At 66.3% G+C, this 23,131-nt stretch carries 19 protein-coding genes and 1 pseudogene; 8 read left to right on the top strand and 12 right to left on the bottom strand.

What is annotated here, in order from left to right:
- Window positions 1-55: 55 nt before the first annotated feature.
- From HWX31_RS13810 to HWX31_RS13785, 6 genes are all read right to left on the bottom strand, one after another.
- Window positions 56-316 (bottom strand): PAAR domain-containing protein, encoded by a 261-nt coding sequence (locus tag HWX31_RS13810; protein ID WP_174963752.1) that lies wholly within the window; start codon window positions 314-316, stop codon window positions 56-58.
- A gap of 22 nt (window positions 317-338) precedes the next feature.
- Window positions 339-1,958 carry a type VI lipase adapter Tla3 domain-containing protein gene (locus HWX31_RS13805; RefSeq protein ID WP_080400403.1) on the bottom strand — a complete coding sequence of 540 codons (1,620 nt, stop codon included), beginning with the start codon at window positions 1,956-1,958 and terminating at the stop codon, window positions 339-341.
- A 6-nt stretch (window positions 1,959-1,964) separates the two neighbouring features.
- A complete protein-coding gene (locus tag HWX31_RS13800) occupies window positions 1,965-4,148 on the bottom strand; it encodes a T6SS effector phospholipase Tle3 domain-containing protein (protein WP_174963751.1) in 2,184 nt (727 codons plus the stop codon).
- An 11-nt stretch (window positions 4,149-4,159) separates the two neighbouring features.
- Window positions 4,160-6,943, bottom strand: a complete 2,784-nt coding sequence (locus HWX31_RS13795) for a type VI secretion system Vgr family protein (protein ID WP_174963750.1) — start codon at window positions 6,941-6,943, stop codon at window positions 4,160-4,162.
- 238 nt (window positions 6,944-7,181) lie between these two features.
- The gene (locus HWX31_RS13790) at window positions 7,182-8,156 is read right to left on the bottom strand and encodes a LysR family transcriptional regulator (protein WP_174963749.1); all 975 of its coding nucleotides are present in this window, start codon (window positions 8,154-8,156) and stop codon (window positions 7,182-7,184) included.
- A gap of 172 nt (window positions 8,157-8,328) precedes the next feature.
- Window positions 8,329-9,300, bottom strand: coding sequence for a GlxA family transcriptional regulator (locus tag HWX31_RS13785; RefSeq protein WP_059756433.1), 972 nt, complete (start codon window positions 9,298-9,300; stop codon window positions 8,329-8,331).
- A 117-nt stretch (window positions 9,301-9,417) separates the two neighbouring features.
- Between HWX31_RS13785 and HWX31_RS13780 the strand changes: the two genes are divergently transcribed.
- The 3 genes from HWX31_RS13780 (at window position 9,418) to HWX31_RS13770 (ending at window position 10,796) form a co-directional block, all read left to right on the top strand.
- Entirely contained in the window at window positions 9,418-10,101 is a 684-nt protein-coding gene (locus tag HWX31_RS13780) for a DJ-1/PfpI family protein (protein WP_174963748.1), read from the top strand.
- 17 nt (window positions 10,102-10,118) lie between these two features.
- On the top strand, window positions 10,119-10,430 hold the full coding sequence (locus tag HWX31_RS13775; RefSeq protein WP_174963747.1) for a cupin domain-containing protein: 312 nt from the start codon (window positions 10,119-10,121) through the stop codon (window positions 10,428-10,430).
- A gap of 90 nt (window positions 10,431-10,520) precedes the next feature.
- Entirely contained in the window at window positions 10,521-10,796 is a 276-nt protein-coding gene (locus tag HWX31_RS13770) for a hypothetical protein (protein ID WP_059526695.1), read from the top strand.
- Between the two features lie 28 nt (window positions 10,797-10,824).
- Here HWX31_RS13770 and HWX31_RS13765 read toward each other — a convergent pair whose 3' ends face one another.
- From HWX31_RS13765 to HWX31_RS13755, 3 genes are all read right to left on the bottom strand, one after another.
- Entirely contained in the window at window positions 10,825-11,109 is a 285-nt protein-coding gene (locus tag HWX31_RS13765; RefSeq protein ID WP_059612003.1) for a PAAR domain-containing protein, read from the bottom strand.
- 121 nt (window positions 11,110-11,230) lie between these two features.
- Window positions 11,231-11,617, bottom strand: coding sequence for an MAPEG family protein (locus HWX31_RS13760; RefSeq protein ID WP_174963746.1), 387 nt, complete (start codon window positions 11,615-11,617; stop codon window positions 11,231-11,233).
- A 380-nt stretch (window positions 11,618-11,997) separates the two neighbouring features.
- Window positions 11,998-13,308, bottom strand: coding sequence for a dicarboxylate/amino acid:cation symporter (locus HWX31_RS13755; protein WP_174963745.1), 1,311 nt, complete (start codon window positions 13,306-13,308; stop codon window positions 11,998-12,000).
- Window positions 13,309-13,729: 421 nt separating this feature from the next.
- Between HWX31_RS13755 and HWX31_RS13750 the strand changes: the two genes are divergently transcribed.
- Window positions 13,730-16,816, top strand: a complete 3,087-nt coding sequence (locus HWX31_RS13750; RefSeq protein ID WP_174963744.1) for a biosynthetic peptidoglycan transglycosylase — start codon at window positions 13,730-13,732, stop codon at window positions 16,814-16,816.
- A 28-nt stretch (window positions 16,817-16,844) separates the two neighbouring features.
- On the opposite strand, the gene HWX31_RS13745 is transcribed toward HWX31_RS13750, so the two are convergent.
- Window positions 16,845-17,192, bottom strand: a complete 348-nt coding sequence (locus HWX31_RS13745) for a GFA family protein (RefSeq protein ID WP_059612011.1) — start codon at window positions 17,190-17,192, stop codon at window positions 16,845-16,847.
- A gap of 144 nt (window positions 17,193-17,336) precedes the next feature.
- Between HWX31_RS13745 and HWX31_RS13740 the strand changes: the two are divergent.
- Window positions 17,337-17,596, top strand: a pseudogene (locus HWX31_RS13740) (DUF1272 domain-containing protein).
- Between the two features lie 58 nt (window positions 17,597-17,654).
- On the opposite strand, the gene HWX31_RS13735 reads toward HWX31_RS13740, so the two are convergent.
- A complete protein-coding gene (locus tag HWX31_RS13735; protein ID WP_174963790.1) occupies window positions 17,655-18,338 on the bottom strand; it encodes a FadR/GntR family transcriptional regulator in 684 nt (227 codons plus the stop codon).
- A gap of 135 nt (window positions 18,339-18,473) precedes the next feature.
- Between HWX31_RS13735 and dgoD the strand changes: the two genes are divergently transcribed.
- A complete protein-coding gene (gene dgoD, locus HWX31_RS13730; RefSeq protein ID WP_174963743.1) occupies window positions 18,474-19,622 on the top strand; it encodes a galactonate dehydratase in 1,149 nt (382 codons plus the stop codon).
- Window positions 19,623-19,715: 93 nt separating this feature from the next.
- On the opposite strand, the gene HWX31_RS13725 is transcribed toward dgoD, so the two are convergent.
- Entirely contained in the window at window positions 19,716-20,648 is a 933-nt protein-coding gene (locus HWX31_RS13725) for a CopD family protein (RefSeq protein WP_174965603.1), read from the bottom strand.
- Window positions 20,649-21,030: 382 nt separating this feature from the next.
- On the opposite strand from HWX31_RS13725, the gene HWX31_RS13720 reads away from it, so the two are divergent.
- Together HWX31_RS13720 and HWX31_RS13715 are read left to right on the top strand one after the other, a co-directional pair.
- Entirely contained in the window at window positions 21,031-21,795 is a 765-nt protein-coding gene (locus tag HWX31_RS13720; protein WP_042586242.1) for a c-type cytochrome, read from the top strand.
- A 19-nt stretch (window positions 21,796-21,814) separates the two neighbouring features.
- Window positions 21,815-23,113: a c-type cytochrome gene (locus tag HWX31_RS13715; protein ID WP_059612018.1), complete on the top strand. Its 1,299-nt coding sequence runs from the start codon at window positions 21,815-21,817 to the stop codon at window positions 23,111-23,113.
- Window positions 23,114-23,131: the final 18 nt, after the last annotated feature.

Here is a 23,131-nt window from a genome sequence, read left to right as displayed (position 1 = left end):
ACGAATGTCTCGCGGGGCTCCATCGGCACGGCGGATGCGCCGTGCCATTCTTCCATCAACCGCCTGTTTGATTCTGGCTTGCGATCAGGCGCGCTCCGCATGCCAGCAAGTCGCCGTCGCACGCGGCGGCCTGCCCGTCGAAACGTGCATTGCCCGACACCTGCGCGATGAAGGTCAGGCCGTGAATCTCGCAGATTGCGGGATCGTGCAAGCGGGCAATCGCGCGCCCTTCGATCCGAGAGTTCGGCGCACCGGACACCACGCGCCCGCCGTGGCTGTGAACGTCACCTTCGACGATGTATCGCTTTTGACCCATAGCGTCTTGCCCCGGACACGCGCTAGAAATCCCAGCTGAACGTCTGCGGATGCGCCTGCCGCGACGCCGCGTCCGGCGGTGTCAGCATGACGATCGTGCCGTGCAGCGGATCCCGCAGGTTGATCAATGCGCTCGTCTTGCCGTCGCCGTAGCCCATCATCAGCGCCAACGCCGTCTGGACCCAGGTCGAGCTCGTCCCCGTATCGCCCCCGATGCGGCGCTGCATGTCGAACGCGTCCTTGGGATCGTCCAGATCCAGATGCTGCGGATTGTCGTGCAGCGACTGCACCAGCAGCGCGAGATTGCTGGTCGAGGCGCCCGTGTCGTAGAACATCCGCCCCGGCTGCTCCCCTGGCGCGAGCGTGCCGAGCGCCTGTTGCCAGCCGGCGCGAATCTTTTCGATCCGCTCGCCCTTCTTCAGCGCCTCGCCGCGCCCGTTGCTCAGATCCACCCGGACCGGCCGATGCAGATTGGCCAGGACCGGCCACTTGTCGTATTCCTTCAACTGCCACGTCGTCCATGGAATCGGCACCCAAGGATTCGGCTTGAAACCGTCCGGCATCTTCAGCGACGCCGTCTTCCAGAACTCCGGCAGCTTCTCGTGCCAATAGTCCGACGGCATTTCCTCTTCGCCCTTCTTCCAATACGCCTTTTGCAGCGGCCAGAAGTAATTCCACAGCTTGATCACGTCATACTGCGTTTTGGTGTTGTCTATTGCTTCCGGGGCATCGACCACATACGGGCGAATCATGCGATCAACTCGATCCTTGCGCGTCACGAGAAGCGCGACGTAGCTATCCGGAGTCTTCGGCACAAAATTCCCGTTTTTCGTAGCCAAATCCAGATAGTCCGCACCCGGCGTCCCCAAATAGGATCGAGTATTGATCCCATCTTCGACCAGCAACACGACTGCCGGCAAATTCGGCTCCCTGTCGAAAAATGCGAATACTCTGGAAATCACATCATCGCCGTGAGCAGTATGGATCTCATCGAGCCGTATATACAGCGCGTTTCCGATGCCCGCGCCGTTATCTGCGCTACTGATGCGACTTGCCATTCGATCAGCATCCGGATTGCTTCCGTTTCGCGGCGGACCGGCCACTATCACCGGGATTGGCCAATAATCGACCCATCCGCGCAACGTATAGCCAAAAACGTTATTTTCACGCTTGTTTCCCGCAAAACGTCGATCCTTACTCGACCACGGGTATTCCTTGGGATCTTGCAGCAGCAAAGTTCCATTGGTGCCGGCCTCATCCAGCCGCATCAGCAGCGCACGTTGACGAAAGCGATCGACAGTGACGCCAAGGCGTCGAATTTCCAGCGTGAAACGCGGATCCTGTGATGCAGTCCCGGCCGCTGCGGCCGCGTTCGCATCGGCAGCCTGCGAGACGGCCGCAGCGTCCTGACGCGCCGAACCCTTGCGCAACGACGCACCATAGGCAAAACTGACTCCTGCGGCCAGCAATAGCGGCGGCAAAATCAACAGAAACATGCGCCGAAGCATCGCGATATCCCCTCCAAACGAGTTGTCGCCTCTAACGATCAGTTCAAACGCTGCGATCCACAGTAACGACAAAATCGCAAGTGCAAGCAGGAATATTCGCACGGCCGACGGGCGCGTGATGGGTGTCGTAATCATTGCGCATTAATTTGTAAATGTATTCGACTGTGCCTCTTTCACATTTTCATCGCTTCGATCTTTCCGGGTTTCGCTAACCACGCCTACGGGAAAATTCTTGGGCACGACATCATCTGACGGAAAGACTCCGCTTTTGTAGTAGCTGCTATTCGCGGCTACTATTTCAGACGTTACTGCGTCGAGTTTTTCTCCGAGCTTCTGCTCGACAACCGATATTTCGCTGTTCGGCAGTCTCCAATCAGCGATAGTCCGCAGAAGATCCGCCCATGCGGGATTGTCCATCGCGCGCGCCTGGCCGACGGACACATCGAAGGCCGTCGCGCCACGATGGTTTCTGCGACCACTCATGACGGCCGAGTGATACGAACTTTCGGCCTCGTGGGTGTTCATCAGCCGCACTTTGGCTTCGTTGAGCGTTTCCTGCCGATAGACGATGATCTGCCCGGGCGACGGCGGCACGGTCGACATCACGCGGCCTACCTTGCATTGGTCATCCGGTTCCTTGCCGGCGTTCAGCGACGCTTCCACTTCGCCAGGCGCCGGAAGCTTCCCGTCCTCGCTCGTCGGCCAGTCGATGGTTTGCGCAGGCAACTGCTGCAATGCACCTGCGCCGCTGTTGGTGCTCAACGCAATTTCCGCTTCGAGCTGGTCGATGGACTGCTTGCCGGGCGCATGCTGGCCGCGGTTCTTTTTCGATAGCGGCGTCTTCTCCGTTCCGGGCAGCACATTGCCCTCCATCTCGGGATCGAACGGAGGCGTCAACGCCTCGCCATTGATATTGCGCTCGGTTCCGACAGAGATCGTCGCCGACTTGGCCCATGTCGTGAATCCGCCCGGCAGGCCATGTGAGGTTTCGCCTTCTTCGCGCATCGTAAACGGACCAGGCGGCGTACCGACCTGGACCGGCTTGCCCTCACGCAGGCGCCGGGTAAAGACACGCTGCCGAAAGGCCGCCGACAACAGGCTGACCTTTTCCGGCTTGCTGCCCGCCGGCGCGGCGCGCACGTCGATGGCGTCCGGCAAGCCGGAACAGCCCATGCCGTTCACGCCTCGGAGGCCGACGGTCGCATCCTCCGGGCTGAAGTACATATAGACCTTGCCGCGGTTGTCTCGCTCGGCGAACACCACGCTTTCGTTGCCTTGCGGTCCGCCCAGGCGAGTCGCTTGCGTGGGGTCCCAGGTAGGGCCGACGATGCCGAAATTGTCCTGCCCTGGAACGTATTTCAATTGGTCGAGCGCCGGAGTGGCGTGTTTGCCGCTCGCCACATGCCCGGCCAGGTTCGCCAATGTTTTTGCGCGCGCGTAGGCGGTCTGCTGCAGGTCGCCGCGTTGCAGCAGCCGATCCATGAACTCTTCGCTCAGGCTGTAGGGCGAGTCGATCAGGACCAATGTGTCGGCGGGACGATCGGCCGGGCCGCGGCTGTTCGGCACCAATCCATCGACGAGATAGGCCTGGGCGAGCAGCGATATCAGCGTGCCCTGGCTGTGGGCGATGATGTTGACCGTCCCATCCGGATCGATCAGCCGGATCTGCCGGACCAGCGCAGCCAGCCGCCGGGCGGCCAGCACCATGTAATGCCGATTTTCGGCCTCGCGCAGCGGGTGCGTCGGGTCGCCCTGCTTCCAGTCGAGAATTTTCGTCCCCAGCCCGCCCTTGAAATTCGAGTCGAACATGTCCGGGATGTTGTTGGTCGCATTGGCGAAGAAACCGCCGTTGCGCGCCCGGTGCTCGTCGAGGCGGTTGCCGAACCGGTCGACGTACTGGCCGTTGACGGTCTCCTTGTTGGGCTCCTTCGGCAAATCTTCCTTCCCGACGCGCAGCCCCCAATAGAACGGAATCAACGGGCTTTTCGTGTCCTCGCTTTCCTGCCGGCGATAGATCGCGTCGTCCATGTTCTTCATCATGTCGGCAACGGACACCTTGCGCCGATCGTTCGCCATGCGGCCATGCGAGTACTCGGCCCCCTTGAAGTCGGTGCGGCCGAGGCGATCGTTCAACCCTTCGCAAAGGCCGCCTTCGACCGTGCCGAAATCGGTTCCGAGGTCGTTGACGCCATGGATCAGGATCGTCGTGCACGGAAAGCGATTCTGAACGTCGGTATTGACGCTCGCATCCTGCGGCCGATTGGAATTGAGAATCGCCTGACGTTCACCGACAACGCGAGGCGATGAGGTTGGGGTACCGGACATGATCGCTTGCCTCAAACGTCGAAAACCTGGATATGCGCAATATGCATCGCGTCGCTGGACGCCAGCTCCGTCAGACCGTGTGCATCGGAGGTGCCGTTGATGACCTGGCCGTTGCGCAGCGTGATCCTGTACGGGCGATTCGGGACCGGATGCGTGCCGTCATCGCCATCGGTGCCGGGATACCGCAAGCGGAACTTCTGATCGGCGCCGGCACGATTGAAAGCCGGCGGGGCAACGTGATCGGTGTTCGGGCCGACGAAGTCATGTCCGGCCGTATGCGCAGTGAACGCCCCGTCGGAGCCGACCTCGATGCCGCCGCCGACTTTCACGTAGCTCCCGTCTTCCGCGACGAGTCGGATCGACTTGCCGGAAATCAGAACCTCGTCGCCGATCGACATGATCTGTATCCCCTTCTGGGCAGTCGCCGACAGCGTGTCCTGTTGCGCCTGCAACACCATCGGGCCTTCGCCGGCAATCGCATGCACGCCCTCTCCGCGACCGAACACGTGCACCCCCTGTCCGGCCGTCGCGATCACGCGCTGTCCGCTCACCAGCTGCAGGTGTTGCTGGGCGATCTGATCGATATTCTCGCCGGCGTACGTCACGTGGGTCTTCGGCGTGATATTGACGGAGCCGGCCTTCGCGCCGAATGCCATCAGCGCCTGGGCGTCGCCCGTGCCGGCGATCTGGGCAGGGCCGGCACCCGACGCGCCGCCGCCCGGCGTCCATCCCTTGAAGGCAGTGACGACGGCTTGCTGGCCCGTCGCGTCGGTCGCCTTGCCGCCGTGCTGTCCGGCGTAATCGCCCAACTCCTTGAACAGCTCCGCGCACTCGCCGAGCAACTGGACGAGCTCGTCGCGATCGAGCTGGCCACCGCTCGCCTGCGTGCGCGCATAAGTCGTCAGCAGCATGCCCTGTGCGGCACGCAAAGCCGCTGCGGCGTCCGTGCGCAACTCGGCCCCTTCGCCACGATCTCCGCCCTGCCCGTTGTCGCGCGGCTGCGTCAGATAGCCGAGATTCAATTGGGTATGCGCATGCTCCGACGCAAGCTGCGCGCTGATTTGCTGCGGCGTGTCGTCAAGGCGAAGCTGGTTGTAGCGCTGCCCCTTGATTTCCTTCGTCTTGATGCCGGAAAGGTAGCGATTCCCCGGCAGGCTGCCTGTATGCGTGAAACTGGCCGGCATATTCGCGCCGTTCGCGAGGACGCCGATGATGACCAGGCGATCCGGATCCCCGCCGAGACTGCCCAGCAGGACTTCCGTGCCCACCCGGGGCAAAAACGTCTCGCCGAAATTCGGCCCGGCCAGACTCGACGCCACCCGGATCGGCGCGCTGTCGCCCTGGTTATCGTTGGTTCCGGCGCCTTGCGCATGCGCGTGATCCGCAGAATCCTGACCCAGAATCTGCACGAAGACGCAGCCGTTCTCGTCGCAGCTGACTTCCTCTCCCTCGGCCCCAACCACGCGCCCGGTGATCAGCGGCGTCGGCGGGAGATCGGCCTTCGGATCGTAAAGCGGCGTGAGCGGCGTACCGCGCGGCACGCACGAGAACGTGTTTTCGTAGCGGGTATCCTGCCCGGACGGATCGCCTCCGCTCAGCGACGGCGGCTGCTGAAGCATGTGGCTGGCCGCGAACAGCGCCTGCGCGCGCTCGTTCAATCCCTTGGGCAGGTTGTTCCAGACGTCGTGATGCAGCGACGTGATCACGAATTGCTGCTGGTCGGACGGGAGTGTGCTCCAATCGCCGTCGCCGGCGATCGTGATCCATGAGCCGACCGCGAGATCCCGAATGCCGCTCACGCCGTCGTAGCGAACCGCCTGCGCTTCGTGAGCCAGAATGCGGTCTTCCGTCATCCGCTCGTGGTCCGTCCACGAATCGGCCATGTGCGGAACGTCGATCACGATATCCGTCAGCAATTTCGACAGGTCGTTGCCCGCCTCGCCCTGATCGATCCTCGTCGATGCATTCGACTGGTCCACCCGGGCGTACCGGTAGTCCCACGACGGTCGGCCCGATTCACCCGAAATCAGCTGCTGGCGCATCGTCAGCGCCGTGATGGTGTCACGCTGTTCCGTTCCGGCATCGCGCGGATGGATGCGCACCGTGCCCGCCGGGCCCTCGCTCAGCTTCTTCGGGTCATCGCAGAACACCAGCGTGTGCACGGGCGGATCGCCGTCCTTCGCCTCGCCGCTCGTGTGCCCCGAACGCACGAACATCGTGATGCCGTCGCGACGCACGAGCCGGGAGATGAAGCGCGCATCCGATTCGTTGACCTGGCGCACAAAGGACCGGCTCGGATAGCGGGACCTGTCGAGTTGAGACAGGTCGAACTCGAATGCCTGCGCGAGGGCAACGCTGCGCTGCCGCCATTCGTTGAGGATCACCTCGAGCACGTCGACCACGCTGACGTTGCGGAAGATGCGGGAATTGGTGCGCTTGTGCAGCAGGTTCACCGCATCGGTCACCGTGAACTGGTAGACGGTCAGTTCTCCGTCGGTTCGGCCGATCTGGACGGCGCTGACGATTGCGTTGATTGTGTGCAGCTGGCCGCGATCCGTGACGATGCCGACCGAAACCGGTGCGCCGATGAAAAGCTTCGGAGGCAGATCGCCCCGCTGCGAGATGCAGGTCAGATGGCCGGTGATGCCGGTCATCATGCTTTCGTGGATGCTCGCGTGCTGCAACGCGATTTTCGATTCCAGCGCCTGCTGAGCCTTGCCCCAATTCAGCACGACGGGCCGCCGATTCGTATCGATCCCGGACACGAAGTTGCGGAATGACTCTCGGATATTCACGGCGGTCTCTCAGTTTGATTCGTTATGGCCAGCTGAGGATTGGAGCCATGCACAGCTGGCGACTGCGGGCGATTTTATCAAACTGTCATACAAAAATAACGATGTCTCCCACTGGAAGTTAACAATTCTTCAAATTGTTCGAGGGAGAACACCAAGGGCCGTGTGGGCGCCCCCGAACCTGACGCGCGGCGCAAGTTTCGCCGGCGTGTCGCGCGTACTCCCCGGCATGCGCGCGAACCTACGCTGCCACCGACCCGCGACTCACATCGCTCGCACGCGCCTGCAAACTGCTCCGCCAATCCTCCCCGCCCTCCATCGACGGCGTCGACTCGAACAATTCCTGGATCCAGTCGGCGAACACGCGCACCTTCGTGGACAAGTGCCGGTTGTGCGGATAGACGATCGAAATCGGCTTCGGCTTCGGGTTGAAGCCCGGCAGCACCTCCAGCAGCGAACCGTCGAGAAGATGCGGCAGCACCATGAACAGCGTCGGCTGAATCATCCCGAAGCCTTCGAGGCCGCAGGTCACGTAGGCATCCGAATCGTTGACCGTGACGGTCGACTTCAGCCGGATCTCCACCGGCTTGCCGTCGATCACGAACACCCACGGTATCGGCCGCGCGCCGTGGCTCGCGCGGAAATTCACCGCGACGTGCTCGGCGAGATCGGCAATCTCGTGCGGATCGCCGTGACGCTTCAGGTAATCGGGCGATGCGCAGGTCACGCGCTTGAGCATCCCGATCCGCCGCGCAACCATCGACGAATCCTCGAGCGGCCCGACGCGGATCATGCAGTCGATGCCCTCCTCGATCGGGTCGACCGGCCGGTCGGAGAGCCCGAGATCGAGCGTGATGTCCGGATAGCGCTGGCGGAACACCGGCAGCGCGGGAATCACGAGCCGCCTGCCGATCGCGTTCGGCATGTGGACGCGCAGCACGCCGCTCGGCTTGCGGTTGCCGGTCTGGAAGCTCGCGTCGGCTTCCGCGATCTCCGCGATGATCTTCACGCAATGCTCGTAGTACGCGGCGCCTTCCGGCGTCAGCGACAGCCGGCGCGTCGTCCGGTGCAGGAGGCGCACGCCGAGCAGCGCCTCGAGATTCTGGATGATCGTCGTCACCGACGCGCGCGGCATCGTGAGCGTATCCGCCGCGCGCGTGAAGCTGTTCGCATCGACCACGCGGGTGAAGACTTCCATTGCCTGGATACGGTCCATGCTATCCCCCTTCGAATCACCAACAGAACAGGATAGAGCGCGTGGAAGCCCCGACACAAGCCCCGCTCCATTATTCGCGCGCACCGAATAGTCGAGCATTTCGCAGTGGAAAACGACGCGAATTCAACCAGCCGCACGCACCGATTCGATGCACACACGCGGCACGCGGCGCTCAACCGGCAAACCGTTCCCGATATCCCTGCGGCGTGACGCCCAGCACGCGCACGAAGCTGCGCCGCAACGTCTCCTCGGAGCCGAACCCGCAGCGATCGGCAATCCGCTTGACGGGCCACGACGTGTCGCCGAGCAGGCGCTGCGCGGTCTCGATCCGGATCTGCTCGACCGCGCGGGCAGGCGTGCGCCCGGTCTCGGCGCGGTAGTGCCGCACGAAGCTGCGCTCGCTCATCCGCGCGCGCTCGGCGAGCACCGGCACGGACAGGTCCGCGGCAAGGTGCTCCGCGATCCACGCATGCAGTTCGGCGAACCGGTCGCCGGTCTGCTGCATCGACAGCGTCGCGCTGAATTGGGCCTGCCCGCCCGGACGCTTCAGGAACACGACGAGCTCGCGCGCGGCGTCGAGCGCGATCGTGCGCCCGAGATCCTCCTCGACGAGCGCAAGCGCGAGATCGATGCCGGCCGTCACGCCGGCCGAGGTCCACAGCGCGCCCTCGCGAATGAAGATCGGATCCGCTTCGACGCGGATGCGCGGATAGCGCGCCGCGAGCTCGTCGCAGCGCGTCCAGTGGGTAACCGCGCGGCGTCCGTCGAGCAGGCCGGCTTCGGCCAGCAGGAACGCCCCCGTGCAGACCGACGCGACCCGTCGCGACCGCTCGGCCTGCCGCCGGACCCAGCGGATCAGCCGCGCGTCCCGCGACGCCGCGTGCACGCCCTTGCCGCCCGCGACGATCACCGTATCGGGATGCCCGCCGGCCGAACGCAGCGAATCGGCGATCACGACGAGGCCCGACGAGGTCGCGACCGGCCCCGCGTCGGCAGCCACGACGCGCGGCGCATATGGCGCAGCCTGCCCGCGCTCGAGCGCGAGCTCGTTGACGGACGCGAACACCTGCAGCGGCCCGGTCACGTCGAGCAGTTGCGCGCCGGGGAACGCCAGCACGAAGATCGAGCGCGGAACGGTAGGCATGTCGATTGGCGGAAAACGTGGGGGAGATGGCAATTTCGCCAAACACTACCCGCCTAGAATCGATCTGTCCATCACGCGTCGACAACGGCGTTCCGCACAATCCCTCGGGGTATCCACATGACTCTGCATATCGGCTTTCTCGTGTTTCCGGGCGTTCAGCAGCTCGATCTCACCGGCCCGCACGACGTACTCGCGTCGCTGCCGGACGCGGCGGTGCACCTGGTATGGAAGACGCGCGAGCCGGTCGCATCGAGCAGCGGGCTCGCGCTGACGCCGGGCCACACGTTCGCCGACTGTCCGCCGCTCGACGTCATCTGCATTCCGGGCGGCACCGGCATCAACGAGCTGTTGTCCGATCGGGAGACGATCGACTTCGTGCGCGAACGGTCCGCAACCGCCCGCTACGTGACGTCGGTCTGCACCGGCGCGCTGCTGCTCGGCGCGGCCGGACTGCTGCGCGGGCGCCGCGCGACCACGCACTGGGCGTTCCATGCGCTGCTCGAACCGCTCGGCGCGGTGCCGGTCCGCGAGCGCGTAGTGCGCGACGGCAACCTGATCACGGGCGGCGGCGTGACCGCCGGCATCGACTTCGCGCTGACGATCGCCGCCGAACTGGCCGGCGACGAGGAGGCGCAGGCGATTCAGCTGGAGCTCGAATATGCGCCCGCGCCGCCGTTCGACGCAGGCTCGCCCGATACCGCGCCGGCCGGCGTCGTCACACTGGTGCGCGAACGCTCGGCCGCCAACCTCGCCCGACGCCGGCAGGCGATCGAGCAGGCCGTCGCCGCAATGGATCGATGACGGAGCGAATCCCGACCATGAACGTCTTCCGCAGCGCCGCGTTTACCGCGGATCGCGCCTGGGGCGCGCTGGACGTCGCCAACCTGCGCGGCATCACGGTCCGCCTGCACTGGACCGACCAACCCTATCGGTGGCACGTCAACGACGGCGACGAAGTGTTCGCCGTGCTCGACGGGCGCGTCGAGATGCGCTATCGGGAAGCGGGCGTCGAACGTTCGGTGATGCTCGCGACCGGCGACGTACTCCACGCGCCGGCCGGCACCGAGCACGTCGCGCATCCGCTCGGCGAAGCCCGCATTCTCGTCGTCGAAACCGAAGGCAGCATCTAGACGCCCGCGCCGCCGCGGCGCGGTATCCCCCGCATCCGGTCGCAGCGATCTTGGTAGACTGTCGCGCTGTCGAACACACGGGACCCGCACATGAATCTCTACACCAAGGAAGGCAAACCGCTGCAGGTCGGCGGCCAGATCGTATTCAGCCGCACGGGACAGGTCGTCGGACGCATCAGCGGCCGCAGGGTCTTCGGCAAGAACGGCCGCTACGTCGGCACCATCGCCGGCGACCGGCTCGTCTATCGCTCGACCGACAGCGTGGCGGCCGGCACGCCGTTCTCCGCCGCCAATCGGACGGGCATCGCGAAACTGCACCGCGTCGCGTCCGTCGTATGGGGCAGCGAGCCCGATATTCCGGCCTGACGCAACGCGCCTGCGCCGGGGGAGGCGCTCACCCCGAGATCGTCCCTGTTCCCTGCGACGGGACGAGTTTCGGCAACGGCGAACACTGGCACTGGCACAGGTCGTGCTCGAGCGCGACGACCTTGCCCATCAGGGTCATCGCGCGCGCGCCGCCGTCGGACACGATCACGCCTTGCGTCTTGCACGCCGCGCAGAATACCGGCGCGCCGAGATAGGCCAGCGGCCGGCCGTCGAACGACGATTCGGCGATGCCGTCGAGCACGACGCCGCCATGGTCGGTGGTGTCGCCTTTCAGAATGAATTTGCGGCTCATGATGTGGGTTCTTCCCTCGGAGGCGCCGCCCGGCGCTCAGTGTTCGCCCGTCGGTTGCGGGCGTGGCGTGAGGATATCACCGCGGCGCCCCCGAACCGGCACTTGCGCCACGCGCCCTCTCTCACAGGAATAGCCCGATGCAAAGCGCCGCGCCGCAAAGATACGTGCCGAGCGCGCCGACGAACCGCGCGGGATTCGGCTTCGACATCGTCGGCCACGCGAGCAGACCGATCACGAGCAGGCATCGGCAGACGGTCGCGGCGACGATCAGCGACAGGATCGCGCCCGACGGCTGGTGCGCGCCGAAGTAGAGAAACAGCACCGCGAGGAACGGGACGTATTCGGCGGTGTTGCCGTGTGCGCGCACAATCTTGTGCAGCACATTGGTCGGATCCTCCGCGCATCCGGACCCGGTCGTCGCGCGAAACCGCGTGACGGAGACGGCAAGACCCAGCCCGAACAGCAGCAGGCCGAGCACGGCGGTACAGGCAACAGCAATCACGTTCATATGGTCGGGACTCCGGTCGGTACAGGAAGCCGCGCCGGACGGCCACGTCGGACGACGCCGCCCCGGCGGACACGCGGTGATCATGGACGATGCCCGCAACCGCCACGATACCCGTAGCCGGGGCCGCCGCCTATCCGGCGCCTATCCAGCGCCGTGAACCGCTCAGCCGCGCTCGCGCCCGATCCGTGCGGGCGTATTGCCGACGATCCGGCGAAAGCACGTGGTCATATGCGCCTGATCCGCGAAGCCGCGCGCTTGACGCGCCGCTGCATGACGACGCGCAGCGGGGTCTCGCCGGTGGACGCACGAAACGCTCGCATAAAAAAAACGGCCGCCACAACGGGCGGCCGGACGCGCATCACGCGAGCGTCATGTGCACATCACGCGCGCTCGCGCACTTCGTGTGCCTCGAGCGTCGCGCCTGCATCCGCGGCGCCAGTCACGCTGGTCCCGTCGTTCTCGTCGCCGAGCTGCCCTTCCCACTTCGCGATCACGGCTGCGGCGATCGAGTTGCCGACCGCGTTGGTCGCCGAGCGGCCCATGTCGAGGAACGTGTCGACGCCCATGATCAGCAGCAGCCCCGCTTCCGGCAGGTTGAACTGGTTGAGCGTCGCGGCGATCACGACGAGCGACGCGCGCGGCACGCCCGCCATCCCCTTCGACGTCAGCATCAGCAGCAGCAGCATCGTCAGCTGCGTGCCGAGCGGCAGATGGATGCCGTACGCCTGCGTGATGAACAGCACCGCGAACGTGCAGTACATCATCGAGCCGTCGAGGTTGAACGAATAGCCCATCGGCAGCACGAAGCTCGAGATCTTGCGGTTCACGCCGAACCGGTCGAGCGCGTCGAGCAGCTTCGGATACGCGGCTTCCGAGCTGGCGGTCGCGAACGACAGCAGGAACGGCTCGCGAATCAGGCGGATCAGCGAGAACGTGCGCTTGCCGAGGAACACGAGGCCCGCGAGCGTCAGCATGCCCCACAGCAGCGCGAGCGCGAGGTAGAAGCTGCCCATGAACTTCGCGAACGTCAGCAGGATGCCGAGGCCCTGCGTCGTGATCGTCGACGCGAGCGCCGCGAACACGGCGATCGGCGCGAACCACATCACCGCGCCGGTAACTTTCAGCATCACATGCGCGAGATCCTCGATCACGCCGGTCAGGCGCCGGCCCTTCTCGCCGAGCGCGGACAGCGCGGTGCCGAAGAAGATCGAGAACACGACGATCTGCAGGATCTCGTTGTTCGACATCGCTTCACCGATCGACTTCGGCACCAGGTGCGTGACGAAGTCCTTCAGCGTGAACGCGCCGGTCTTCAGGTTGGTGGCCGCGTCGGTGGCCGGCAGCGGCAGGCTCAGATGGCTGCCCGGCTGCAGCAGCGTCGCGGTCACCAGGCCGAACAGCAGCGACACGAACGACGCGATGACGAACCAGCCGAGCGCCTTCACGCCGACCCGGCCGACCGAGCTCGTGTCGCCCATGTGCGCGATGCCGACGGTCAGCGTCGCGAACACGAGCGGCGCGATGATCATCTTGATCAGGCGCAGGAACACGTCGGACAGCAGCGAGACGTAGCCGGCGATCTCCTTGGTGACATTCGGGTCGGGAAACGCGCTGTGGCAGCCGTAACCGACCGCGATCCCGAGGACCATCGCAATCACGATATATGAAGTAATGTTGCGTTTCTTTTGCATAACGAATCCCGATGCCCGGGCAAGCTTTGAGGATGTCTGAAAGGCAGGCGCGCGACGGCGTCCTGGGCGGGTCCGGGCGCCCCGCGGCGCGCATCATAACAGACCCCATCGGGCCCCATTTGGACGCAGGTCGTGCCGGACGAACTGGCGCGCAGGGTAGTCAGCCAATTTCGGCGCACCAACCGTCATGCGTATTTCGAATACGGGCGGCCGAAAACGCGCATTACGGGTACGGAATGTGCGCCGCATGCGCTGCACCGGTGCACCGCGGCGCGTGCAGCCCCATCCGCGTGCACCGCGCCGGCACGCGCGTTGCTTCCGCGCATCTCCGGACAGAACCTTCCTTGGCAGCACGCGGTTGACGACTAAACTAATCCTTAATGGGGTGCGGCCGGAGCCCGCCCCGCAGGGAGACGCCGCTATGAATCGGCCGCTGAATCGAATCCTGCCGCGTGTGACCGGCATCGCGTCGGTCTGGACGTGGATCAAATGGTCGCTGATCGCCGCGATGCTGGTCGCGGTCGCGATCATCGCCCGGCTGGTCATGGTCGAAATCGAGACCTCCCGGCTGCAGGCCCGCTACCTGTCCGAGCTGACCCGCGACGTCGGCTACGCGGTCGAGGCGGGCGCGAGCGACCACGTGCGGTTTCCCGCCAACGGCCCGTACGACGAGCGGCTCGGCTATGCAATGATTCCGGCGTTCCAGCAGCGGCTGCTCGCGCGCGGCTTCGTCGTCAGCAAGCAGGCGCGCGACTCCGAGCGGATGATGGCGCTCGCCGATCGCGGCCTGTTCCTGCCCTATGACGAGAAGGACCAGGCCGGCCTGATGCTGTTCGATTCGACGGGCGCGCCGCTGTTCGCAACCGCGTTCCCGCAGCGCGTCTATCGCGACTTCGACGCGATCCCGCGCGTCGTCGTCGATTCGCTGCTGTTCATCGAGGACCGCTACCTGCTCGATCCGAGCCAGCCGAACCGCAACCCGGCGATCGACTGGGGCCGCTTCGCCCGCGCAATCGCCGACCAGGGCCTGCACGTCGTCAACCGGCACCAGGCGCGGCCGGGCGGCAGCACGCTCGCGACCCAGATCGAGAAGTTCCGCCACTCGCCGGACGGACGCACCGCGACGCCGCCCGAGAAGCTGCGGCAGATCGCGTCCGCGTCGGTGCTCGCGTACCTGAACGGCCCGCAGACGATGCTCGCGCGCCGCACGATCGTGGTCCGATACCTGAATTCGGTGCCGCTCGCGGCACGGCCGCACATCGGCGAAATCACCGGCATCGGCGACGGTCTCGCCGCGTGGTACGGCCGCGACTTCAATGAACTGAACCGCGTCCTCGCCGCGCCGACGACGGCCGAGAACGTCGACCAGCAAGGCGTCGCGTTCCGCGAGGTGCTGTCGCTGATGATCGCGCAGCGCGCGCCGTCGTACTTCCTGAACAGCGGCTACCCGGCGCTGCAGCGGCTGACCGACAGCTACCTGCGGCTGCTCGCCGGCGGCGGCGTGATCTCGCCCACGCTGCGCGACGCCGCGCTCGCCGCGCACATCGAGCGCGCGCAGCCGCCGCAGGCGGCGCGCGTGCAGTCGTTCATCTCGCGCAAGGCCATCATGTCGGCGCGCGCGTCGCTGCTCACCGCGCTCGGCATCAGCGACGTGTACCAGCTCGACCAGTTCGACCTGGAAGCGACGAGCACGCTCGACAACGGCGTGCAGCAGGCGGTCGCCGAGCGGCTCGCGAAGGCGTCGACGCGCGAAGGCGCGCAGGCCGCCGGCCTGTACGGCTACGAGATGCTCGCGCCGAAGGACGACCCGTCGCACCTCACGTACAGCTTCACGCTGTACGAGCGGCGCAACGGCGCGAACGTGCTGCGCGTGCAGACCGACAGCGTGAACGAGCCGTTCGACATCAACCGCGGCGGGCGCATCAACCTCGGCTCGACCGCGAAGCTGCGCACGATCGTCACGTACCTGCAGATCGTCTCCGACCTGCATGCGCGCTACGGAGCGCTGTCGAAGGCCGAGCTCGCGCGCGTGAAGCCCGACCCGATGGACGGCCTGTCGCTGTGGGCGCTCGACTACCTGTCCCGCACGCAGGACCGCTCGCTGCAGGCGATGCTCGACGCGGCCGTCGAGCGCAAGTATTCAGCGAGCCCCGACGTGTTCTATACGGGCGGCGGCGCGCAGGTGTTCAGCAACTTCGAGAAGTCCGACAACCATCGCATCCTGACGCTGCACCAGGCCTTCGCGCACTCGGTCAACCTCGTGTTCGTGCGGCTGATGCGCGACATCGTCCACTACGAGATGATCCAGACGTCCGGGCCGTCGTCGTCGTGGCTCGACGATCCCGAGCAGCGCAAGCATTATCTGCAGCAGTTCGTCGACGGCGAAAGCAAGGTCTACGTGAAGCGCTTCTACACGCGCTACGCGGGCAAGCCCGCGGACGACGCGCTCGCGCTGATGCTGAAGGACGTGCGCAAGTCGCCGCCGAAGATCGCGACCGTGCTGCGCAGCGTCGCGCCGAACGAATCGCTCGCGTGGTTCGATGCGCAGATGCGCGCGCAACTGAAGCGCACGCCGGCGGCGACGCTGTCCGACGACGATCTCGCGGCGCTCTATGCGAAGTACGCGATCGACCGCTTCAACCTGAACGACCGCGGCTACATCGCAAGCGTGCACCCGCTCGCGCTGTGGACGCTCAACTACCTGCGCGCGCATCCGGACGCATCGCTCGGCGACGTCGAGCAGGCGAGCCGCGACGCGCGCTACTACACCTACACGTGGCTGTACAAGACGCGCTATCACGGCACGCAGGACCGGCGAATCCGCCGCATGGTGGAACTGCGCGCGTACGCGGCGATCAGCAAGTCGTGGCGCGCGCTCGGCTATCCGTTCGCGGAAGTCACGCCGTCGTACGCGGCCGCGATCGGTGCATCGGGCGACCAGCCGGACGCGCTCGCGAAGCTGATCGGGCTGATCGCGAACGGCGGCGACAAGGCGCCGACCGAGACGATCACGCGGCTCGACTTCGCGAAGGGCACGCCGTACGAGACGCGCTTCGTGCGGGCGGCCGCGCAGCCGCAGCCGACGCTGTCGCCGGAAGTCGTCGGCGTCGTGCACCAGCTGCTGCGCGACGTCGTGCTCACCGGCACCGGCAGGCGGCTCGCCGACGGGATGACGCTGCCCAACGGCAAGACGCTCGAGGTGTACGGCAAGACCGGCACCGGCGACCAGCGCTTCAACGTCTACGCGCGCGGCGCGCGGCTGATCGAGTCGCGCAAGGTGAACCGCAGCGGCACGTTCGTGTTCGTGCTCGGCGACCGTTTCTTCGGCGTGCTGACGGCGACCGCGCACGAGCCGTACGCGGCGCGCTACGACTTCACGAGCGCGATGGCCGTGCAGTTGCTGAAATCGATGGCGCCGGCGCTCGCGCCGCTGATCGAGCGGCCGGCCGCGGTCGGCCCGCAGGCCGAGGTGGCCGCGCCGGCTGCCGGCGGCGCGACTCCGTCATGATCCGGGAGCGCGCCGCTGCCGCGCGCCGTCAGTGCGAGCGGCCGTCGTAATGCGTGACCGGCAGCGCGTCGATGTCGACGTCGTCGAGGCAGCGCACGTTGATCGCCGCCATCCGGTTTCCCTTCGGATCGGCGCCCTCGCCGAACGGATGAATCCCGCAGCGCTTGCAGAAGCGATGCTGGATCACGTGCTTGTTGAACGTGTAGCTGGCCAGATTCTCTTCCGGCGTCAGCAGGTACAGGCTCGCGCGCGGCACGAACCACATCAGCGCGCCCTTGCGCCGGCAGATCGAGCAATTGCACGCCATCACGCCCGTCAGCTCGCCGTCCACCTCGAATTGCACGTCGCCGCAATGGCAGCTTCCTCGGTAAAGCATGGTCGTCTCCTGTGGTCCGCTCGCTGCGATGCCGCATCGGCGGACGTTGGTCAAACTGCATCGATGCCCTTACAGTAGCCTTCCGCCGGCGCACCCGCAACGTCCGGCGCCCATCCAACACTCACCCTCACCAAGGAGACCGGCATGCTCGAACTGCGCCCCGGCTGCGAATGCTGCGACAAGGACCTGCCGCCCGATTCGAACGACGCACGAATCTGTACTTTTGAGTGCACGCGGGCGGCGAGCCGTTTTGCGCGACCTGCGCCGACGAGGTGCTGAAGGGCCATTGCCCGAACTGCGGCGGCGAACTGGTCGTGCGGCCGCGCCGACCGGCAAGCCTGCTCGCCAAGTACCCGGCATCGACGCAGCGCGTCCTCAAGCCCGGCGGCTGCGCGGCCGCATAGCGGCCGGCCCGGACGCACCGGTCACCGCCCGTTGAGTCCGCGCGTTCGGCTTGCCCGATCAGCTCGACTCGATCCGCGCGCGCGTGATCGCGAGCAGCGTCGCCATCGCCCGGCGCGCGCCTTCCGCGTCGCGCGCAAGGATCGCGTCGCACACGGCCAGATGCTCGGCGAGCGACGCATTGAACACGTCGGCACGGCGCGCATTCAGTTGCAACTGCGCCTCGAGCGTGCGGTCGATCAGCGCGCCGAGCGGCACCAGCAGCTCGTTGCCGCCCGCCTCGAGCACGCTCAGGTGAAACCGCAGGTCGGCGCGCACCCATTCGTCGACGTTGCGCGCGTGGGCCATCGCCCGCGCGGCGGCATCGATCGCTTCGAACGCTTCCGGCGCATACGCGCGCGCGGCAAGCGCCGCCGCATGCGGCTCGACCATCTCGCGCATCTCCTGCAGCTTCAGCCCGAACGAAAGCGGCGGCGCGACGCGCGAATACCAGTCGAGCAGATCGGCATCGAGCAGGTTCCACGCGCGGCGCGGCCGCACCCGCGTACCGACCTTCGGCCGCGATTCGACGAGCCCCTTCGACGTCAGCGTGCGCAGCGCCTCGCGCAGCACCGTGCGGCTCACGCCGAACCGCTCCATCAGCTCCGGCTCCCTCGGCAGCAGCGATTCGGGCGGATGGTCGCCGCGCAGGATCGCCGTCGCAAGCCGGAACGCCGTTTGTCCATGCAGGTCGCGTTGAATGATGATCGCTCTCCCTATACGCGGACAGCCCGCGTCGACGCCGGGCTGTCCACTATCTGCGCAATAATGCTATTAATACTATTTTTTAACGGCCTGCGCTAGGATTACCACAAAGCCTACCGTCAGGAGACATCCGCCATGAAGATCACCCGCCTCGAAACCTTCATCGTGCCGCCGCGCTGGCTGTTTCTCAAGATCGAGACCGACGAGGGCATCGTCGGCTGGGGCGAGCCGGTTGTCGAGGGCCGCGCGCATACCGTCGAGGCGGCCGTGCACGAGCTCGCCGACTATCTGGTCGGCAAGGACCCGCTGCTGATCGAGGATCACTGGCAGGTGATGTACCGCTCCGGCTTCTACCGCGGCGGCCCGATCACGATGAGTGCGATCGCGGGCGTCGACCAGGCGTTGTGGGACATCTTGGGCAAGCATCACGGCGCACCGGTGCACGCGCTGCTCGGCGGCCAGGTGCGCGACCGCATCAAGGTGTATTCGTGGATCGGCGGCGACCGGCCGAGCGACGTCGCGAACAACGCGCGCGCGGTCGTCGAGCGCGGCTTCCGCGCGGTGAAGATGAACGGCTCGGAGGAGCTGCAGATCGTCGACACCTACGACAAGGTCGAACAGGTGATCGCGAACGTCGCGGCGGTGCGCGACGCGGTCGGCCCGCACGTCGGCATCGGCGTCGACTTCCACGGCCGCGTGCACAAGCCGATGGCGAAGGTGCTCGCGAAGGAGCTCGACCCGTACAAGCTGATGTTCATCGAGGAGCCGGTGCTGTCGGAGAACGCCGAGGCGCTGCGCGACATCGTCAGCCAGACCGACACGCCGATCGCGCTCGGCGAGCGGCTCTACTCGCGCTGGGATTTCAAGCACATCCTCGCGGGCGGCTACGTCGACATCATCCAGCCGGATGCGTCGCACGCGGGCGGCATCACCGAATGCCGGAAGATCGCGACGCTCGCCGAGAGCTACGACGTCGCGCTCGCGCTGCATTGCCCGCTCGGCCCGATCGCGCTCGCCGCGTGCCTGCAGCTCGACGCGGTCAGCTACAACGCGTTCATCCAGGAACAGAGCCTCGGCATCCACTACAACCAGGGCAACGACCTGCTCGACTATCTGCGCAACCCCGAGGTGTTCCGCTACGACGACGGCTTCGTCGCGATCCCGCAAGGCCCGGGGCTCGGCATCGACGTCAACGAGGAGAAGGTGCGCGAGATGGCGCAGACCGGCCACCGCTGGCGCAACCCGGTGTGGCGCCACGCGGACGGCAGCGTCGCCGAGTGGTGACGGCGCGCCGCAGCGACGCGCCGCACCCGTTCCCGCCGGCGGCCGGCGCGCGCCGGCCCGGCGGCCCGCCGCTTCGACGCGGCGGCGGCGGCGCTAGCCGAGCGCGGCGAAACCCGGCACGCTCGCGGCCAGCACGGCCGCCGCGATGAACACGCCGATCATCGTCAGCCCTTCGAGATGCAGGATGTTGCGGAACGTGTGCGCATCCTCGGTCGACGCGGTGCGGCGCAGGCGCGGCAGCGCCGAGAAGCGGTTCAGCCCGCCGAGCACCAGCGCGAGCGCGATCAGCAGCAGCTTCAGCAGCAGCACGCGGCCCCACGCGCTGCCGTCGAGCGGCGCGAGCGAGCCGCCGAGCCCGCGCGCCGCGTTGAGCGCGCCGGTGGCGAGCACGAACACGAGTGCGACGATCGACGTCCGCGACAGCCGCTGCGCGATGCGGATCAGTGCGCCGCGCGCGACCGACGAGCCGAGCGCGGGCAGCACCGCGAGCCCGCCCGCGAGCACGAGCCCGCCCCACGCGGCGGTGACGAGCAGGTGCAGCGTCTGCAATGCAACGGCCGCCGAGAACGCACCGGTATCGGCCGCGTGCCCGAGCGACGCCTTGCCGGCGGCGATCACGATCACCGCCAGCCACAACACCGCATACGCGAGCGGCCCTTCCGGCCGCGACAGCGCGACGACGGCAAGCACGACCGCGCCGCCGAACGCGACGCTCCATGCAAAGCCCGCGTGGGTCTGCGCGAGCACCGTCGGAATCGCGCCGAACGCGCCGCCGAGCCCCGCGCCGCTCATCGCCGCCGCCTCGTAGACGAGCCAGCCGAGGTCCGCGAGCAGCAGCGCGGCCGCGGCGGCCATCAGCGAATGTTGCGCGCGCAGCCATGCCGGATGCGACGGCGCGATGACGGGCCGTGCGCCGTCCTTCGCGAGCCAGCCCTTGAGCAGCGCCGAGCCGACTGCCGTCGCGAACGCCGCGTCCATCAGCGCGGCAAGCGCGACCTGGCCGATCCACAAGCTGTCGATCCTCATCGCGCACACCCTCCATGGCGACCGGCGTCCAACGGCAGGCCTGCGGCGCGCCAACAGGACGAGTAATGAAAATCAGGCAACGGCACGGTAGAAAACGTCATCGATGAATCCGGAAACTGTGAAATGACACGATCTGCGGCGGAGGCGGCACCGCGCGACCCGCGAGTGTACGGTCTTCGATAGGCAAAACGCACGCCGGTTCACGACGGCCATTTACGATACGCGTCAAATTGTCGCAAGTCGTAAACAGGCACGAACCGATGACCATTTGTCAAATAGCCGTCATTACCCATCGATGATAGAATGCCGCGTCGCAGCAGCCCGGCTGTCCTGCCGTCATGCCGAGCCGATCGTAGCCCGGTCAGGTCCCCGACGAATAAACATGGAGTCTCGTGTGTCTTCAAGACGCGTCTTCCGTCCGCTGCTCGCCGTTCTGATGATCGGCGGTGCGGGCCTCATGAGCGCTGCCCAAGCGCAGACCAAGCCCACGGAGCAAACCCAGGCCCAGCAGGCGCCGCTCAAGGCACCCGATACGATGGCCGAGCGCGTGCGCGGCTGTACGGCCTGCCATGGCGTCCACGGCCAGGGCACGGACAACGATTACTTCCCGCGTCTTGCCGGCAAGCCGGCCGAGTACTTGTACAACCAGCTCGTCAACTTCCGTGACGGCCGTCGCAAGTACCCGCCGATGAACTATCTGCTGACGTACCTGAACGACGACTACCTGCGCGAGATGGCCGCGCACTTCTCGGCCGAGCGTCCGCCGTACCCGGCGCCGGCGAAGCCGACGCTGCCGGCCGCGACGCTCGCGCGCGGCAAGCAGCTCGTCACGCAAGGCGATCCGTCGCGCAAGCTGCCGGCCTGCGTGGCCTGCCACGGCGCGACGCTGACCGGCATGCAGCCGGCGATCCCGGGTCTCGTCGGCCTGCACGCCGACTACCTGAGCGCGCAGCTCGGCGCATGGCGCTCGGGCAACCGCCACGCGAAGGCGCCCGACTGCATGCACGATATCGCCGCGAAGCTTTCCGACGAAGACGTGACCGCCGTGACCGCATGGCTCGCCGCCCAACCGGCGCCCGCCAACCCCGTGCCGGCCCCGGCCCGCGCGATGAAGACTCCGCTTGCCTGCGGCAGCGAACCGCAATAAGGCTAGGGAGACAGACACAATGAAACGCAAGTCCCTGTTTGCACTCTCGGCTGTCGCGATCGTCGCGGCAGCGGCTCTCGTGCCGGTCCTGTGGCCGGGCAACGACACGCTGCACGGCAACGCTGCCGTCGCGGCCACGCCGGCCGACCAGGCCGCGCTGATCAAGAAGGGCGAATACCTCGCGCGCGTCGGCGACTGTATCGCGTGCCACACCGTGCGCGGCGGCAAGCCGTTCGCGGGCGGCCTGCCGATGGCGACGCCGTTCGGCACGATGTACACGCCGAACATCACGCCGGACGACCAGGCCGGCATCGGCAAGTGGACGTCGGACGACTTCTACCGCGCGATGCACACGGGCCGCTCGAAGGACGGCAGCCTGCTGTACCCGGGCTTCCCGTTCGCGAGCTACACGAAGGTCACGCGCGCGGATTCGGACGCGATCTTCGCGTACCTGCGCTCGGTCGCGCCGGTATCGACGCCGAGCCGTCCGCACGAGCTGAAGTTCCCGTTCAACAACCGCAACCTGCTGATCGGCTGGCGCACGCTGTTCTTCAAGGAAGGCGAATACAAGCCGGATCCGACCAAGTCGGTCGAATGGAACCGCGGCGCGTACCTCGTCGAAGGCCTCGGCCACTGCTCGATGTGCCATACGTCGATCAACATGATGGGCGGCCCGGTGAGCGCGTCGGCCTTCGCGGGCGGCCTGATCCCGCTGCAGAACTGGTACGCGCCGTCGCTGACGAACGACAAGGAACTCGGCCTCGGCGACTGGCACGTGCAGGAGCTGTCCGACCTGCTGCAGGCCGGCGTGTCGCACAAGGGCGCGGTGTTCGGCCCGATGGCGGACGTGGTCCACAACAGCCTGCAGTACATGAGCGACGAAGATACGCGCGCGATGTCGACGTACCTGAAGTCGATCCCGCAGAAGGCTGAAGCGCCGAAGAACATGCAGTACGAGCCGTCGAAGCAGTTCGGCAACGTGCTGCTCGAGCAAGGCAAGAAGATCTACGCGGACAACTGCGCGACCTGCCACGCCGACAACGGCCAGGGCAAGCCGCCGGCCTATCCGCCGCTCGCGCTGAACCATTCGATCACGATGGAATCGGCCGTGAACCCGATCCGCATGGTGCTGAATGGCGGCTATCCGCCGAGCACGTTCAAGAATCCGCGTCCGTACGGGATGCCGCCGTTCGCGCAGTCGCTGTCGAACCAGGAAGTCGCGGCGGTCGTTTCGTACATTCGGATGTCGTGGGGCAACAACGGTTCGCCGATCTCGCCGCAACAGGTGAGCGATCTGCGTTCCGCACCGCTCGACTAAGTATCGGGTGACGCAAAC

The organism is Burkholderia ubonensis (genome assembly GCF_902833085.1).
Classification (GTDB): Bacteria; Pseudomonadota; Gammaproteobacteria; order Burkholderiales; family Burkholderiaceae; genus Burkholderia; species Burkholderia ubonensis.
This window is presented reverse-complemented; position numbering and strand designations above follow the sequence as displayed.

Bases quoted from the DNA above. Each gene is read 5' to 3' on its own strand.
- HWX31_RS13715 (WP_059612018.1), top strand. From the start codon at position 21,815: ATGAAACGCAAGTCCCTGTTTGCACTCTCGGCTGTCGCGATCGTCGCG.
- HWX31_RS13750 (WP_174963744.1), top strand. From the start codon at position 13,730: ATGAATCGGCCGCTGAATCGAATCCTGCCGCGTGTGACCGGCATCGCG.
- HWX31_RS13780 (WP_174963748.1), top strand. From the start codon at position 9,418: ATGACTCTGCATATCGGCTTTCTCGTGTTTCCGGGCGTTCAGCAGCTC.
- HWX31_RS13805 (WP_080400403.1), bottom strand. From the start codon at position 1,958: ATGATTACGACACCCATCACGCGCCCGTCGGCCGTGCGAATATTCCTG.
- HWX31_RS13755 (WP_174963745.1), bottom strand. From the start codon at position 13,308: ATGCAAAAGAAACGCAACATTACTTCATATATCGTGATTGCGATGGTC.
- HWX31_RS13720 (WP_042586242.1), top strand. From the start codon at position 21,031: ATGGAGTCTCGTGTGTCTTCAAGACGCGTCTTCCGTCCGCTGCTCGCC.
- HWX31_RS13785 (WP_059756433.1), bottom strand. From the start codon at position 9,300: ATGCCTACCGTTCCGCGCTCGATCTTCGTGCTGGCGTTCCCCGGCGCG.
- HWX31_RS13790 (WP_174963749.1), bottom strand. From the start codon at position 8,156: ATGGACCGTATCCAGGCAATGGAAGTCTTCACCCGCGTGGTCGATGCG.
- HWX31_RS13775 (WP_174963747.1), top strand. From the start codon at position 10,119: ATGAACGTCTTCCGCAGCGCCGCGTTTACCGCGGATCGCGCCTGGGGC.
- HWX31_RS13765 (WP_059612003.1), bottom strand. From the start codon at position 11,109: ATGAGCCGCAAATTCATTCTGAAAGGCGACACCACCGACCATGGCGGC.
- HWX31_RS13800 (WP_174963751.1), bottom strand. From the start codon at position 4,148: ATGTCCGGTACCCCAACCTCATCGCCTCGCGTTGTCGGTGAACGTCAG.
- HWX31_RS13770 (WP_059526695.1), top strand. From the start codon at position 10,521: ATGAATCTCTACACCAAGGAAGGCAAACCGCTGCAGGTCGGCGGCCAG.
- HWX31_RS13760 (WP_174963746.1), bottom strand. From the start codon at position 11,617: ATGAACGTGATTGCTGTTGCCTGTACCGCCGTGCTCGGCCTGCTGCTG.
- HWX31_RS13745 (WP_059612011.1), bottom strand. From the start codon at position 17,192: ATGCTTTACCGAGGAAGCTGCCATTGCGGCGACGTGCAATTCGAGGTG.
- HWX31_RS13725 (WP_174965603.1), bottom strand. From the start codon at position 20,648: ATGAGGATCGACAGCTTGTGGATCGGCCAGGTCGCGCTTGCCGCGCTG.
- HWX31_RS13810 (WP_174963752.1), bottom strand. From the start codon at position 316: ATGGGTCAAAAGCGATACATCGTCGAAGGTGACGTTCACAGCCACGGC.
- dgoD (WP_174963743.1), top strand. From the start codon at position 18,474: ATGAAGATCACCCGCCTCGAAACCTTCATCGTGCCGCCGCGCTGGCTG.